This window comes from Bradyrhizobium sp. SZCCHNRI1029 (genome assembly GCF_032487555.1).
Classification (GTDB): Bacteria; Pseudomonadota; Alphaproteobacteria; order Rhizobiales; family Xanthobacteraceae; genus Bradyrhizobium.
Map to the genome: position 1 here is coordinate 172,571 of NZ_JAUEUK010000007.1, position 14,820 is coordinate 187,390.

Here is a 14,820-nt window from a genome sequence, read left to right on the forward strand (position 1 = left end):
ATCGTCAATGCGCTCTACGCATTGGCGAGTGAACCCGGAATCTCGAGCTGATGAGCGCAAGACAATCTCGCGATTCCGGGTTCGAGGCCTGCGGCCTCGCCCCGGAATGACGGGGGCGTGGCGAAGCAGAAGGCGTCGAGGCAGGTCATGCTGGCGCGACCCGAAGCAGCTTCCGTACCCCGGAATGCCGTCCAGCCATGTGTTTTTCGGCTGGCGCTCGCGCGCGGCGGTCGTTAATCGATGAGGCATGACGAAGACAGACACCGTTCACTCCTCCGCCGAAGCCCTGCGCTATCCCTGGGAGCAGCATCCCGGTGAGGATCAGGTCGTCGAGGTCGCGCCCGGCGTGCTGTGGCTGCGCCTGAAGCTGCCGTTCCGCCTCAACCATGTGAACATCTATCTGCTCGCCGATGGCGATGGCTGGGTCGCGGTGGATTCCGGCTTCGGCAACGAGGAGTCGATCGCCGCCTGGACGCGGCTGCTCGATGGCCCGCTGAAGCACGTCAAGATCAGCCGGCTGATCGTGACGCATTCACATCCCGACCATGTCGGACTCGCCGGCTGGATCGTCGAGCGCTTCAACTGCCCGCTGGTGATGTCGCAGGTCGAGTACCTGCAGTCGGTCTATCACCAGAACCGCGGCACCGAGGAGCGCCGCAATGCCCAGCGGCTGTTCTTCCGCCGTCACGGCATGGACGAGACCCTGACCGACAAGCTGCTCGGTCGCGGCCAGGAATATCTGCAGCGCGTCTCGGTGCTGCCGGCCTCCTACCGCCGCATCTCCCACGGCGACGAGATCCAGATCGGCAGCCGGCGCTTCAAGGTCATCACCGGCGGCGGGCACGCGCTCGACCAGGTCATGCTGTACTGCGCCGCCGACAAGCTGTTCCTGTCCGCCGACCAGGTGCTGAGCAAGATCTCGCCCAATGTCAGCGTCTGGGCGGTCGAGCCGGACCAGAACTCGCTCGGCGAATATCTGGCCTCGCTGGCGAGCCTCACCACCACCCTGCCCTATGACGTGCTGGTGCTGCCAGGCCATGGCGTGCCGTTCTACGGGCTGAAGACGCGCATCAAGCAGCTCGCCGACCACCACGAGGAGCGCTGCCGGATGATCGCGGACGCCTGCCGCGACGAGCCGAAGACCTCGGCGCAGCTCGTGCCGGTCGTGTTCCACAAGCACGTGCTCGACCCGCACCAGATGGGCTTCGCCGCCGGCGAGTTGATCGCCCATGTCAACTACATGCTGGTCGAGGGCCGCCTGACCAGCCAGGACGTCGACGGCGTGCTGCATTATCGCACCACCTGAGGCTGCGGGGCCGCGACGCCGCCGCGTCGCCGCAATCCCGGCGCCGTTCGGCCGAGATCACTCCCCCCTTGGACAAATCGCCCAATTCCTGCCTTGGGATTCCGGCTCGACAGCCGCTCTGGAAACGCTCTAAGAAGACTTCACGCCACGCATGCCGCGAGGTTTTCGCTTCAGGTGCTGCACTGCAGCGCGCCAGTTCGGGTTTCGTGATGGACTACAGCCAGTACTTCAGTGCCGCCCTCGGTCGCCTGCATGATGAGCGTCGCTACCGAGTCTTCGCCGATCTCGAACGCATCGCCGGCCGGTTCCCGCACGCGACCTGGCACTCGCCGAGCGGACCGCGCAATGTCGTGATCTGGTGCTCCAACGACTATCTCGGCATGGGCCAGCACCCGAAGGTGGTCGGCGCGATGGTCGAGACCGCAACCCGCGTCGGCACCGGCGCCGGCGGCACCCGCAACATCGCCGGAACCCATCATCCCCTGGTGCAGCTCGAGGCCGAGCTCGCCGACCTCCACGGCAAGGAAGCGGCGCTGCTGTTCACCTCCGGCTACGTGTCGAACCAGACCGGCATCGCCACGCTCGCCAAGCTGATTCCCGACTGCCTGATCCTGTCGGACGCGCTGAACCACAATTCGATGATCGAGGGCGTGCGCCAGTCCGGCTGCGAGCGCCAGATCTGGCGCCACAACGATCTCGCCCATCTCGAACAGCTCCTGATCGCCGCCGGTCCTAACAGGCCGAAGCTGATCGCCTGCGAGAGCCTGTATTCGATGGACGGCGACGTCGCGCCGCTGGCGGCGATCTGCGATCTCGCCGAGCGCTACAATGCGATGACCTATGTCGACGAGGTGCACGCGGTCGGCATGTACGGCCCGCGCGGCGGCGGCATCGCCGAGCGCGATGGCGTCATGCACCGCATCGACATCCTCGAAGGCACGCTGGCGAAGGCGTTCGGCTGCCTCGGCGGCTACATCGCCGCGAAGGGCGAGATCATCGACGCGGTTCGCTCGTATGCGCCGGGCTTCATCTTCACGACCGCGCTGCCGCCGCCGATCTGCTCGGCCGCCACGGCTGCGATCAAGCACCTGAAATCGTCGAGCTGGGAGCGCGAGCGCCACCAGGACCGCGCCGCGCGGGTGAAGGCAGTCCTCAACGCCGCCGGCCTGCCGGTGATGACCAACGACACCCACATCGTGCCGCTGTTCGTCGGCGATCCCGAGAAGTGCAAGCAGGCCTCCGATCTCCTGCTGGAAGAGCACGGCATCTACATCCAGCCGATCAACTACCCGACGGTCGCCAAGGGCACCGAGCGCCTGCGTATCACGCCCTCGCCCTACCACGACGACGGCCTGATCGACCGCCTGGCGGAAGCCCTGCTGCAGGTCTGGGAACGCCTGGGACTCGCGCTGCACAAGAAGCCGCTGGCGGCGGAGTAGCATCGCTCTCTCCGTCATTCCGGGGCGTGCGAAGCACGAGCCCGGAATCCATCGGGCAGCACGGCATGAGGCGACATGGATTCCGGGCTCGCCCTGCGGGCGCTCCGGAAGGACGGCGGAGACTGCGGGGTCTCCCGCGCTAACGACGACTCCAGCTCCGCGCTCTCTCGGCAAGATCGCTATCGCCCTGCCTCCAGCAACCGGCTAGATTTCCCGGACAACGGGATCAGCCCGGAGCCTTCGAGGAAGACGTCGGAGACGCGTAGGAGATGCTGCACGACTGGGGCGTGATCCTGGCCGCGTTCGGCTATATCGGGTTCCTGTTCCTGGTCGCCAGCCGCGGCAACCGGGCCGGCGAACGGCGGCCGGCAGAGAGCCGCGGTCGGCTGGCCGGGCTGATCTACCCGCTGTCGCTGGCGATCTACTGCACGTCCTGGACCTTCTTCGGCTCGGTCGGCTTTGCCTCCCGCACCAGCGTCGACTTCCTCGCGATCTATCTCGGGCCGATCCTGATGGTCGGCGCCTGCACGCCGCTGCTGCGCCGGGTGATCCGGCTCGCCAAGTCGCAGAACATCACCTCCGTTGCCGACCTGATCGGCGCCCGCTACGGCAAGAGCCAGGCGGTGGCGGCCACCGTGGCGCTGATCGCGATCATCGGCTCGGTGCCTTACATCGCGCTGCAGCTCAAGGCCGTCGCCTCGTCGCTGCAGACCATCCTGATCGACGACCGCGCCTTCGCCCACATCCCCTTCGTCGGCGACATGGCGCTGATGGTCACCTTGGCGATGGCTGTCTTCGCGGTGCTGTTCGGAACGCGGCAGACCGACGCCACCGAGCACCAGCACGGCCTGATGCTGGCGGTCGCGACCGAGTCGATCATCAAGCTGGTCGCGTTCATCGCCGCCGGCGCCTTCGTCACCTTCTGGATGTTCTCGCCGGTCGAGCTGATCGAGCGGGCCATGAAATCGCCGGAGGCCGAGCGCGCGCTGGAATATGTGCCGGGCATCGGCAATTTCCTCACCATGACCCTGCTGTCGTTCTGCGCCGCGATGCTGCTGCCGCGCCAGTTCCATGTCAGCGTGGTCGAGAACGCCGACGATGCCGAGGTGTCGCGTGCGCGCTGGCTGTTTCCGCTCTATCTGATCGCGATCAATCTGTTCGTGATCCCGATCGCTCTCGCAGGCCTCATCACCTTCCCGTTCGGCGCCGTCGACAGCGACATGTACGTGCTGGCGCTGCCGATCGAAGCCAATTCGCAATGGCTGTCGATCCTGGTCTTCGTCGGCGGCCTGTCGGCGGCGACCGCGATGGTGATCGTCGAATGCGTGGCGCTGTCGATCATGGTGTGCAACGACATCGTCGTGCCCCTGGTGCTGCAGCGCCAGGAGCAGCGCGAGATCGGCCGCGACTTCGCCGGCTTCCTGCTCGGCACCCGCCGCATCGCGATCTTCGCCATCATGGTGATGGCCTATTTCTACTACCGCGCGCTCGGCAACACCCAGCTCGCCGCGATCGGCCTGCTGTCGTTCGCCGCCATCGCGCAGCTCGCGCCGAGCTTCTTCGGCGGTCTGTTCTGGCGGCGCGCGACCGCGCGCGGCGCGATGGGCGGCATGCTGGTCGGCTTCGCCGTCTGGCTCTACACGCTGTTCATCCCGAGCTTCCTCGACACCTCCACCGCCGGCATCCTGTTCCTGCAGCACGGTCCGTTCGGCTTCGAGCCGCTGCGGCCGCAGGCGCTGCTCGGCACCGATTTGCCGCCGCTGCTGCACGGCGTGCTGTGGAGCCTGTCGCTCAATCTCTTGACCTACGTCGTGCTGTCGCTGGCGCGGCAGCCGTCGTCGATCGAGCTGTTGCAGGCCGACATCTTCGTGCCGGCCGAGCTGACGCCGAGTGCGCCGAGCTTCCGGCGCTGGCGCTCGACCGTGACGGTGCAGGACATCCAGAGCACGGTCGGCCAATATCTCGGTCCCGACCGTGCCCGCGCCTCGTTCGAGGCGTTCGCCGCCCAGCGCAACCTCCCGCTCGATCCGGCCGCGCCGGCCGATTTCGAGCTGCTGCGCCATGCCGAGCACCTGATCGCCTCCTCGATCGGCGCGGCGTCGTCGCGCCTCGTGATGTCGCTGCTGTTGCGCAAGCGCACGGTGTCCGCCAAGGCCGCGCTCAAGCTGCTCGACGATTCCCATGCCGCGCTGCATTTCAACCGCGAGATCCTGCAGACCGCGCTCAACCATGTGCGTCAGGGCATCGCGGTGTTCGACGCCGACCTGCAACTGATCTGCTCCAACGGCCAGTTCGTCGACCTGCTCGGGCTGCCGCCGGATCTGGTGCAGATCGGCAGCCCGCTGAAGGAAATCCTCGAATTCATGGGCACGATCGGCGCGCCCACCTATGAGGACGGCGAGGCGCTGCTGGCGCGGCGGCTCGCCGCCTACACCACCGAGGGCGAGCCCTATCTGGAACGCCTCGCCGACCGCCACATGGTGATCGAGGTCCGCACCAACCGCATGCCGGATGGCGGCCTCGTCATCACCTTCACCGACGTCACGCCCTCGTTCGAAGCCGCCGAGGCACTGGAGCGCGCCAATGCGACGCTGGAGAAGCGCGTCCGCGACCGCACCGAGGAGCTGACGCGGCTGAACTCGGAGCTGGCGCTGGCCAAGAGCGCCGCCGAGGACGCCAATATCTCCAAGACGCGCTTCCTTGCGGCGGCCAGCCACGACATCCTGCAGCCGCTGAACGCGGCGCGGCTCTACGTGACGAGCCTGGTCGAGCGGCAGACGGCCGGCGAGGATTCGCGCCTGGTCGAGAACATCGACGACTCGCTCGAGGCGATCGAGGAGATTCTCGGCGCGCTGCTCGACATCTCCCGGCTCGATGCCGGCGCGATGACGCCGCAGGTCTCGAGCTTCAAGATGGCCGACCTGATGCGCTCGCTGGAGATCGAGTTCGCGCCCGCCGCGCGCGCCAAGGGTCTGGAGCTGGTGTTCGTGCCGTCATCGCTGCCGGTCGAGTCCGACCGTCTGCTGCTGCGCCGGCTGCTGCAGAACTTCATCTCCAACGCCATCAAGTACACCCCCAAGGGCCGCGTGCTGGTCGGCTGCCGCCGCCACGGCCAGTCGCTGCAGATCGGCGTCTACGACACCGGCGTCGGCATCCCCCCGGTCAAGCGCGGCGAGATCTTCAAGGAATTCCACCGCCTCGAGCAGGGCGCGCGGATCGCGCGCGGCCTCGGCCTGGGGCTGTCGATCGTCGAGCGCATCGCGCGCGTGCTCAATCACGGCATTGCGCTGGACTCGCGGCCCGGCCGCGGCTCGGTGTTCTCAGTGACGGTGCCGATCGCCAAGGCGATCAACCACACCGCCGCCGTCACCACCGCAACCCCGCTGGCGACGACGCCGATTGCGGGCGCCCTGATCGTCTGCATCGAGAACGACCCGGCGATCCTCGACGGCATGAAGACCCTGCTGACGGCGTGGGACGCCGAGGTGATCGCCGTCCCTGATCCGGAGTCCGCGATGGAGGCGATCGCGGCGCGCGACGGCGCCGTCACCGGCCTGCTCGTCGACTACCATCTCGACCGCGGCAACGGCATCGCCGCCATCCGCGACATCCGCCGCCGCTTCAACGAGGCGCTGCCCGCGATCCTGATCACCGCCGACCGCAGCCCCCACGTCCGCGCCGCCGCCCGCGACGACAACATCGCCGTGCTCAACAAGCCGCTGAAGCCGGCATCGCTGCGGGCGCTGCTCGGGCAGTGGCGGATTCAGCAGATGGTCGCGGCGGAGTAAGGGCGGCTGCCAAGTCACGACCCTCGCCGCGTTGCTGCCTTGCCGGGACTGTCCCCCATCCGCTCGACCAGATAGTCCACGAACACCCGAACACGCGCGGGCGTGTTGGCGCCGCCGACGAAGACGGCGTGAAAGACTTCCCTGTCGCCGGGATTGAACGCTTCGAGCAGCGGCACCAGCCGCCCCTCGGCGATGGCGTTGCCGAGGCTGAAATCGCCGACGCGGGCGATGCCGACGCCGCCGAGCGCCAGCTGGCTGAGCGTGTCGCCGCTGTTGGCTTCGACGGCGCCGCGCACCTTCAGCGCATAGTCGACGCCATCGCGGCGGAACGGCCACACCGGCTCGGCGCGGCGAAAGCTGAAGTTCAGGCAATTGTGGTTGTAGAGGTCTTCCGGCGCCTCCGGCACGCCCCAGCGCGCCAGGTAGTCGGGCGAGGCGACGATGGTGCGGCCGTTGTCGCCGAGGCGGCGCGCGGTGAGCGCGCTGTCGGGCAGCGGACCGCCGCGAATCGCGACATCCGCCTGCCCCGCCGCCACGTCGACGAGCCCGTCGCTCAGATTGATGTCGACCAGGATGTTTGGATAGCGCCGCACGAACTCGCCGAGCAGAGGGACGATGCAGACGCGGCCGTGCGAGAGGGCGGCGCTGACCCGGATGCGCCCGCGCGGCGCGCCTTGATCCGCGATCGCCTGCTCGGCCTCGTCGAGGTCGGCGAGGATGCGGCGGGCGGCCGCGAGATAGGCCTGCCCCTCGGCCGTCAGCGTCAGCGCCCGCGTGCTTCGCAACAGCAGCCGTGCGCCAAGCCGCGCCTCGATGCGATCGAGCGTCCGGCTCACAGCCGATGGCGTCAGCCCGAGACTGCGACCGGCGGCCGAGAAGCTGCCGCTGCCGGCGACGGCGCAGAACACTTCGAGATCCCTGGCACGATCCGCGCTGGCCAGTACCATCTTTGCGTCCCGATCAAAAATCCTTGGCGCGGCTACCCTCTAATACCGCGCACCTCCCTCGTCTAGCTTTGCGTGCATCAACACGCCCAATGAGGAGATCGCCATGACCCTTCCCCGCCTGCTGCAACGAACCGCCCTCGCCGCCAGCGCGCTCACGATGCTGACCAGCGCCGCCCTCGCCGACGCAACCGACGCGCCCGGCAATTTCCCGAAGACCTTCCGCACCCAGGAGATCCCGACCAACGGCACCACGATCCATGTCCGCGTCGGCGGCAGCGGACCGGCGGTCGTCCTGCTGCACGGCTATGGCGACACCGGCGACATGTGGGTGCCGCTCGCCGCTAAGCTCGCCGAGAACCACACCGTGATCGTGCCCGACCTGCGCGGGCTCGGCCTGTCCGCCCGCGCCGACAGGGGCTTTGAGAAGGCCAACCAGGCCGAGGACATCACCGGCGTCATGGACGCGCTGGGCGCGCGCACCGCCGAGGTCGTGGCGCACGACATCGGCAACATGGTCGCCTATGCGCTGGCGGCGCGGCACGCCGACCGCGTGACCAAGCTGGTGCTGATGGATGCGCCGGTGCCGGGCATCGGCCCGTGGGAGGAGATCCTGAAGAACCCGCTGCTGTGGCACTTCCGCTTCGGCGGCCCCGACATGGAGCGCCTGGTGGAGGGGCGCGAGCGCATCTATCTCGACCGCTTCTGGAACGAGTTCTCGGCTAACCCTGCCCACTTCCCGGAGGCCGCGCGCGTCCATTACGCGCAGCTCTATGCCGGCCCGGGGCGGATGCATGCGGGCTTCAGCCAGTTCGCCGCCTTCGATCAGGACGCGATCGACAACCGCGCCTGGCTCGCGGCGCATGGCAAGCTGACGATGCCGGTGCTGGCGATCGGTGGCGCGGCGTCCTTCGGCCCGACCATGGCGGTGGTGGCACGGGCCGGCGCGTCCAACGTGCAGGAGCAGGTCATCCCCGGCTCCGGCCATTGGCTGATGGAGGAGCAGCCGGCCGCGACGGTCGCTGCGATCGACGCCTTCCTCAACGGGCAGTCCGCCGCCACGCCGCCGCGCAACTGATCCAACGCAGCAGAAGGGCGCCGATCATGTCGACCCACACATGCGATGATGCGATCGGCGGGGCCAACGCCTCGCAAAGGCGCGCGATCATCTTCATCCACGGCCTGTGGCTGAAGCCCGGCTCGTGGGATCGGTGGGTCGAGCTGTTCGACGCCGCCGGCTACGCCGGGTTGGCGCCCGGCTGGCCGGCGGAGATGGGTGGCGCCGCCGCGCCCGAAACCATCGGCGAGGTAGCGGCGCACTTCGCCGCGATCGCGGGCGCACTCGACCGGCGCCCCGCCCTCATCGGCCATTCCTTCGGCGGCCTGATCGCGCAGATCCTCGTACGCAAAGGCAGTTGCTTCGGACGACAGGTTCAAGGCTCCCAATGTGGAATGGGACTTCGTTGCAATATCGAATAGCTTGACTCGCGACACCGAAATTGAGACGCGCCAGACTGGCAAAGCACGCGGCTTAGTGGCCGAGTATGACGAGCCGAAGGTTCGAGTTTGGGTAAAGACCTGGGGTCAGATAATCTCGGAATCCGAAGGTCGCCTAACATTTTACAAGCGACGCCTGGAGTACAAGGCCAATGACGTAGAAGCACTTCGATATCTGCGAACGGTCAATCCCAATTATCTTAGCGACGAAGTGAGGGAGGAGATTGCTACACTCGATCTCAAAGATCAGGTCTAGCCGACCGGATTGATGTACGGACCAACAAGGCGTCACTTGCTCCACAAGACTGGAAGGCCTCGGTAACAGTCCAACAAAACTCAACGTCGCAAACCTCGCGGCAGGGCGCCTCGGCACACCTGCGGAATCTTACCGTGGCTTTGGGGAGACTTGCACGGAGATGGGCCTAAGCGAAGCTTGCGCACTTTGCTCTGCGTCCCCCTAGATACAGACTTTCTTTTTCCCCGAAATCGTGCTACCCCTTGAGTCGTCCCGTGCCCGCCATGAGGGGCGCTTCGCGATCGTCACGAACGTGGGGCGCGGGATGCGGTGGGCGCGTCGGGTCGCAGCGGGCTTGGTCCTGCCGACGAACGATCCGGCGCGCACGGTCAAGCCGTGTGGTCCTGGCATCCCGGTGCTGATGCCAAGTCGGTGACGACGATGTTGCCGACGACGGGGGCAAGAACGCCGGTCCCCGGGGAGAGCTCGGAGCAGCCGTCAAAACCATCGCGCAGGGAGGGCCGGGTGTGTTCGGCCAGACCTGTGGTGACTGCCGCCTGCTTTTTTCTGCAGGCGGGCCACGGGCGCGGCCAGCGCCCGGCCTTCCCTGCGCCCTCTGTTCAAGAGGGTGGATGATCGGCAAAGCTCGGACGCGCGATGCGCCGCGAGGCCGTGAAGGTGTGTCGCGAGTGAAGCAGAAGGCGTGCGGAATGGACGCTGTCCACATACACTGCAAGACGGCATCAAGCGCCGGCCAATGGCGCCTCCGGCAGACAGCTGCGGGGTGTCGTCATTCCGGGGCGGCTCGCAGAGCCGAACCCGGAATGACGACTCATCCAGATTTTCCCGTCGCTTACTTCCCCGTCGGCGCGTCCTGCCGCCAGGCGCTGCCCGCGATCTTCGCCGCCGCAATCACCGCCTGCGTCCGGCTCTCGACACCGAGCTTCTGCAGGATCGCCGACACATGCGCCTTGATGGTCGCCTCGGAGACACCGAGCTCGTAGGCGATCTGCTTGTTGAGCAGCCCCTGCGACAGCATCATCAGCACCCGCACCTGCTGCGGGGTCAGCGTCACCAGACGGTCGCGCAGCCTGGTCATCTCCGGATCGGCGCCGGCGGCCAAGTCCGTGTCGGGCGGCACCCAGACGTCGCCGTCCATCACCTTCTTGATGGCATCGCGCAGCGTGTCGACGCCGAACCGCTTCGGGATGAAGCCGGAGGCGCCGAAATCGAGCGAGCGGCGGATCGTCGCGCCATCGTCGCTCGCCGACACGATGACGACCGGGATCGCCGGATATTGCGCGCGCAGATAGATCAGGCCCGAGAAGCCGGAGATGCCGGGCATGGTGAGGTCGAGAAGTACGAGATCGACCTCGGAATCCTTTTCCAGCAGCGCGGTGAGGTCCTCGAACGAACCGGCCTCGTCGACCACGGCCTCCGCGAGCACGCTCGCGACCGCCTGCCGCAAAGCGTTGCGGAACAGCGGGTGATCATCGGCAATGACGAGATGGGTGCTGGCAGCCGCCATGAATCCAGACTTGACCTTGCGAGACCGACGACGTGCTGCAACTGCACGCGCCCGGTTTTCCGGAAATACTCGCCCGGCCACCGGTTGCATGCAAGCGTCCAATTCCACTTGCAGGGAAGGCGGTTAATCCGAACCTTGTGCAACGCAACATCGATAGCGCGACGGCCGCTCACCGAACTTGATCCGGCGCAATGTCCCCATCTTTCCCGCGCGCCGCAGAGGGCAGAGCCGAAAGTCGTATTGGGGCGGGTTTCACTGCAATGTTACTGAAGAGCAAGGTCTCCGCGACCTGCGCCGTCCAAGTCCGGCATGCGGAGGCGAAAGCCATCATCACAACAATCATGGGGAGCGAATGCCGATGTCAACAATGGTAGCCACACAAGCGAGATCGGGAGGCATGACGAAGGACGAACGCTTCGTCATTCTGGCCTCCTCTCTCGGCACCGTCTTCGAGTGGTACGACTTCTATCTTTACGGGTCGCTGGCCTCGATCATCGGCGCGCAGTTCTTCAGCGGCTATCCGGCAGCCACCCGCGACATTTTCGCACTGCTCGCGTTCGCCGCCGGCTTCCTGGTCCGCCCGTTCGGCGCGATCGTGTTCGGCCGCATCGGCGACATCGTCGGCCGCAAATACACCTTCCTGGTCACGATCCTGATCATGGGCCTGTCGACCTTCATCGTCGGCCTGCTGCCGAACGCCGAGACCATCGGCTTCGCGGCACCGGTGATCCTGATCGGCCTGCGCCTGCTGCAGGGCCTCGCGCTCGGCGGCGAGTATGGCGGCGCCGCGACCTATGTCGCCGAGCACGCCCCGATGGGCAAGCGCGGCTACTACACCTCCTTCATCCAGACGACGGCGACGATGGGCCTGTTCCTGTCGCTGCTGGTCATCCTGTTCACCCGCACCATCATCGGCGAGGCCGACTTCGCCAAATGGGGCTGGCGCATTCCGTTCCTGGTCTCCGTGCTGCTGCTCGGCGTCTCCGTCTGGATCCGTCTGCGCCTGAACGAATCGCCCGTGTTCCAGAAGATGAAGGACGAGGGCAAGAGCTCGAAGGCGCCGCTGACGGAAGCGTTCGCGAACTGGGGCAACGCCAAGATCGTGTTGCTGGCGCTGATCGGCGCCACGATGGGCCAGGGCGTGGTCTGGTACACCGGCCAGTTCTACGCGCTGTTCTTCCTGCAATCGATCCTGAAGGTCGATGGCTACACCGCCAACCTGCTGATCGCCTGGTCGCTGCTGCTCGGCACCGGCTTCTTCATCGTGTTCGGCATGCTGTCCGACAAGATCGGCCGCAAGCCGATCATCATGGGCGGCTGCCTGATCGCGGCACTGACCTTCTTCCCGATCTTCAAGATGATCACCACCAACGCCAACCCGGCGCTGGAGAAGGCGATCGAGGCGACGAAGGTGGAAGTGGTGGCTGATCCCGCCGGCTGCGGCGATCTGTTCAACCCGGTCGGCACCCGCGTCTTCACCGCGCCTTGCGACACCGCCCGCGCCTTCCTGGCCCAGTCCTCGGTCAGGTACTCGACGGTTTATGGCCCGGCCGGCTCCGGCGTGAAGGTCACCTTCAACGGCAAGGAAGTGCCCTACACCGACGCGAAGACCAGCAACCCGGCGCTGACGGCCGCGATCGGCGAGGCCGGCTATCCGAAGGCGGGTGATGCCGGCATCGTCAAGATGGCGCATCCCTTCGACATCTTCCGTCCGCAGGTCGCTGCCATCATCGGTCTGCTGTTCATCCTGGTGATCTTCGTCACCATGGTGTACGGCCCGATCGCCGCGATGCTGGTCGAGCTGTTCCCGACCAAGATCCGCTACACCTCGATGTCGCTGCCGTATCACATCGGCAACGGCTGGTTCGGCGGCCTCCTGCCCGCAACCGCCTTCGCGATCGTGGCCTCGACCGGCGATATCTATGCCGGCCTGTGGTACCCGATCTTCTTCGCCGTGATCACTGCGGTGGTCGGCTTCCTGTTCCTGCCGGAAACCAAGGACGTCGACATCCAGGCGAAGTGACCCGTGTTGCGAGCGGCCCCATCCGCTCGCATCCCTTCCGACGAACGGCCGCGGATCACTCCGCGGCCGTTCCGCATTTCAGGCCAGGCGTTTGCTCTTTTTGCCGGTCAGACCGCCCCGATGAACTGCAACACCACCTCGCGCCGATGCGGACGAGACCGATGCTCGATCAGATAGAGAGCCTGCCAGGTGCCGAGCAGCATGCGACCGTCGCTCACCGGCACCTGCAGCGACACCGAGCTCAGCAGGGTCTTGATGTGAGCCGGCATGTCGTCCGGCCCCTCGGTGTCGTGCATCCAGCCGGCATCCTCCGGCGCCAGCCGCGCCAGCGCCGTGGTGAGATCGTGCAGCACGGTGGGATCGGCATTCTCCTGGATCGTCAGCGACGCCGAGGTGTGGCGGATGAACGCGGTCACCACCCCTTCCTTCGCACGGACCTCGCGCAGGAACGCCGCGACCTCGCGCGTCAGGTCGGTGAAGCCGCGGCCGGAGGTCTGCACCGTCAGGGCCGCCGTCACGACCGTGTTGACGGCGACGGCCGACGGCGCCGTCCGCGACATCGATGCTGCCGGCATCTGCCTGACCTCCTCGCCCCGGGGTCAGATCCTGCCCGAGACGTCCTTCTGCACCCGTGTTGCCATGTCGAGCAGCCGGCGCCAGGCCTGCTCGAGGAACCCCATCATGCGGTCCATGTCCTGGTCGCTGGGCAGCGGGATCTCGAGCTTGCGCGTTCCATCGGAGGATTTCGATTCACCCGGCTTGTCCCCCGTCCTGGGTTCGGCTTTCCTCAACTGATCGGACTTGGGCAGCGCCTGATCTTTCGGCAGCGGCTCATCAATCTTGCCGGAGATGCTCTGATCGCGCGACGCGAGCTGGCCCTTGAGCTTTTCATTCTCCGCCTGCAGACGGCCGATCTCGACGTCCAGCGCGGCGCGCTCATCAGGCACCGCGTAACAGGCAAAGCCCGATCCACTGCTGTTGTTGCACATCGAGACCGCACCGGTCTTGGTATCGAGCCGGATCACGCCGTCCGATGTCGTCGACATCGTATAGCGTCCCTTGTCGCCGTCAGGCGCGGTGTCCTCGACCGCAAACGCCTCTCCGCCCAGGCAGCTCAACGCCAGCAGCGCGAGGAGGGACGGCCGGTACGGCTTCGTGAGACTCATGGCTGGCTCTCCCAGGCGCATTCGCAACCGCCGCCATGCACGCCGACATTGTGTCGCGGCCATGACGTTGCCTCAGGTGCGATCCCCTGCCACAGGCCGCACCTATGCTTCGGACGTATAGGCGGAGCGACCGGATTTCAACGCGTCCGCCAGCAGCTCGAGGCGGTCCTGCCCCCAGAAGATCTCGCCGTCCAGCACATAGGCCGGCGAGCCGAACACGTCGGCCGCGATCGCGTCCTGCCGGTTCTGCTCGTAGGCCGCCCCGACCACGTCCGTCGCCGCCTGCGTCACGAGATCGCGGCCCGGCAGACCGGCTGCATCGGCCAAGCCGGCGATCACCTCGGCATCCGCAAGATTGAGCTGCTGCTCCCAGATGGCCGGGAAGGCGCGCTGCAGATAGGGCTCGGGATCGAGGCTGGCCTGCTGCGCCGCGATGACGACGCCGTCGGCGAGCCGGGCGTTGAAGGGCCAGTTGCTCGGCTGGATGTGGAAATCGAGATCGCGCTTGTCGCGCCACCGCTTCAGCTCGACGATGCGATAGCGCTGCCGCGCCGGATGGCGCTTGGCCAGCGGAAGCCCGCCGGTCTCGGCGAACAGATCCACCAGCATGACCGGTTTGAGGTTGACGGTCGCGCCGTGGCTCGCGGCGATGTCGCGGAACAGCCGGTGGCCGATATAGGCCCATGGCGACTGCAGCGAGAAATAGTAATCGATCTGGCGCGACATGCGGGTTCCCGTGCCGGTTGGAGGTCAGCGACATCGGATCAGAGGGCACTGACAGGTGCAAGATCGCAGCCGCACACAACACTGTTGATGCGGCGCGGTGACACGCGCGACCGATCTGACGAAAAAGCCGAGAAAACGTGTAAATTCAGGCATCTAACAGTTCAACAC

Annotated in this window: 11 protein-coding genes; 6 read left to right on the top strand and 5 right to left on the bottom strand. The window is 66.6% G+C overall.

Annotation, left to right across the window (positions count from 1 at the left end; genetic code table 11):
* Nucleotides 1-247: 247 nt before the first annotated feature.
* The 3 genes from QW861_RS20885 to QW861_RS20895 all read left to right on the top strand — a co-directional run bounded on the left by QW861_RS20885 (nt 248) and on the right by QW861_RS20895 (nt 6,533).
* Complete coding sequence (locus QW861_RS20885) at nt 248-1,306, top strand: MBL fold metallo-hydrolase (protein WP_316193450.1); 1,059 nt, start codon at nt 248-250, stop codon at nt 1,304-1,306.
* A 209-nt stretch (nt 1,307-1,515) separates the two neighbouring features.
* The gene (hemA, locus tag QW861_RS20890) at nt 1,516-2,745 is read left to right on the top strand and encodes a 5-aminolevulinate synthase (RefSeq protein ID WP_315717898.1); all 1,230 of its coding nucleotides are present in this window, start codon (nt 1,516-1,518) and stop codon (nt 2,743-2,745) included.
* A gap of 269 nt (nt 2,746-3,014) precedes the next feature.
* On the top strand, nt 3,015-6,533 hold the full coding sequence (locus tag QW861_RS20895) for a PAS domain-containing hybrid sensor histidine kinase/response regulator (RefSeq protein WP_315717899.1): 3,519 nt from the start codon (nt 3,015-3,017) through the stop codon (nt 6,531-6,533).
* A 14-nt stretch (nt 6,534-6,547) separates the two neighbouring features.
* Here the strand turns inward: QW861_RS20895 and QW861_RS20900 are convergent, their stop codons facing one another.
* On the bottom strand, nt 6,548-7,480 hold the full coding sequence (locus QW861_RS20900) for a LysR family transcriptional regulator (protein ID WP_316193451.1): 933 nt from the start codon (nt 7,478-7,480) through the stop codon (nt 6,548-6,550).
* Nucleotides 7,481-7,583: 103 nt separating this feature from the next.
* Between QW861_RS20900 and QW861_RS20905 the strand changes: the two genes are divergently transcribed.
* Entirely contained in the window at nt 7,584-8,555 is a 972-nt protein-coding gene (locus tag QW861_RS20905; protein ID WP_315717901.1) for an alpha/beta hydrolase, read from the top strand.
* Nucleotides 8,556-8,581: 26 nt separating this feature from the next.
* The gene (locus QW861_RS20910; protein WP_315717902.1) at nt 8,582-8,956 is read left to right on the top strand and encodes an alpha/beta fold hydrolase; all 375 of its coding nucleotides are present in this window, start codon (nt 8,582-8,584) and stop codon (nt 8,954-8,956) included.
* A 1,106-nt stretch (nt 8,957-10,062) separates the two neighbouring features.
* Here the strand turns inward: QW861_RS20910 and QW861_RS20915 are convergent.
* Nucleotides 10,063-10,737, bottom strand: coding sequence for a response regulator transcription factor (locus QW861_RS20915; RefSeq protein ID WP_315717903.1), 675 nt, complete (start codon nt 10,735-10,737; stop codon nt 10,063-10,065).
* A 352-nt stretch (nt 10,738-11,089) separates the two neighbouring features.
* On the opposite strand from QW861_RS20915, the gene QW861_RS20920 reads away from it, so the two are divergent.
* The gene (locus QW861_RS20920; protein ID WP_316165574.1) at nt 11,090-12,760 is read left to right on the top strand and encodes an MFS transporter; all 1,671 of its coding nucleotides are present in this window, start codon (nt 11,090-11,092) and stop codon (nt 12,758-12,760) included.
* Between the two features lie 107 nt (nt 12,761-12,867).
* Here the strand turns inward: QW861_RS20920 and QW861_RS20925 are convergent, their stop codons facing one another.
* From QW861_RS20925 to QW861_RS20935, 3 genes are all read right to left on the bottom strand, one after another.
* Nucleotides 12,868-13,335, bottom strand: coding sequence for a secondary thiamine-phosphate synthase enzyme YjbQ (locus QW861_RS20925; RefSeq protein WP_316193452.1), 468 nt, complete (start codon nt 13,333-13,335; stop codon nt 12,868-12,870).
* A 24-nt stretch (nt 13,336-13,359) separates the two neighbouring features.
* Nucleotides 13,360-13,926, bottom strand: coding sequence for a hypothetical protein (locus QW861_RS20930; RefSeq protein WP_315751303.1), 567 nt, complete (start codon nt 13,924-13,926; stop codon nt 13,360-13,362).
* A gap of 102 nt (nt 13,927-14,028) precedes the next feature.
* Entirely contained in the window at nt 14,029-14,652 is a 624-nt protein-coding gene (locus tag QW861_RS20935) for a 2-hydroxychromene-2-carboxylate isomerase (protein ID WP_315751301.1), read from the bottom strand.
* Between the last annotated feature and the right edge of the window lie 168 nt (nt 14,653-14,820).

Excerpts from the sequence above, each read along its gene's own strand:
- QW861_RS20885 (WP_316193450.1), top strand. The coding sequence starts at position 248 with ATGACGAAGACAGACACCGTTCACTCCTCCGCCGAAGCCCTGCGCTAT.
- hemA (WP_315717898.1), top strand. The coding sequence starts at position 1,516 with ATGGACTACAGCCAGTACTTCAGTGCCGCCCTCGGTCGCCTGCATGAT.
- QW861_RS20895 (WP_315717899.1), top strand. The coding sequence starts at position 3,015 with ATGCTGCACGACTGGGGCGTGATCCTGGCCGCGTTCGGCTATATCGGG.
- QW861_RS20900 (WP_316193451.1), bottom strand. The coding sequence starts at position 7,480 with ATGGTACTGGCCAGCGCGGATCGTGCCAGGGATCTCGAAGTGTTCTGC.
- QW861_RS20905 (WP_315717901.1), top strand. The coding sequence starts at position 7,584 with ATGACCCTTCCCCGCCTGCTGCAACGAACCGCCCTCGCCGCCAGCGCG.
- QW861_RS20910 (WP_315717902.1), top strand. The coding sequence starts at position 8,582 with ATGTCGACCCACACATGCGATGATGCGATCGGCGGGGCCAACGCCTCG.
- QW861_RS20915 (WP_315717903.1), bottom strand. The coding sequence starts at position 10,737 with ATGGCGGCTGCCAGCACCCATCTCGTCATTGCCGATGATCACCCGCTG.
- QW861_RS20920 (WP_316165574.1), top strand. The coding sequence starts at position 11,090 with ATGCCGATGTCAACAATGGTAGCCACACAAGCGAGATCGGGAGGCATG.
- QW861_RS20925 (WP_316193452.1), bottom strand. The coding sequence starts at position 13,335 with ATGCCGGCAGCATCGATGTCGCGGACGGCGCCGTCGGCCGTCGCCGTC.
- QW861_RS20930 (WP_315751303.1), bottom strand. The coding sequence starts at position 13,926 with ATGAGTCTCACGAAGCCGTACCGGCCGTCCCTCCTCGCGCTGCTGGCG.
- QW861_RS20935 (WP_315751301.1), bottom strand. The coding sequence starts at position 14,652 with ATGTCGCGCCAGATCGATTACTATTTCTCGCTGCAGTCGCCATGGGCC.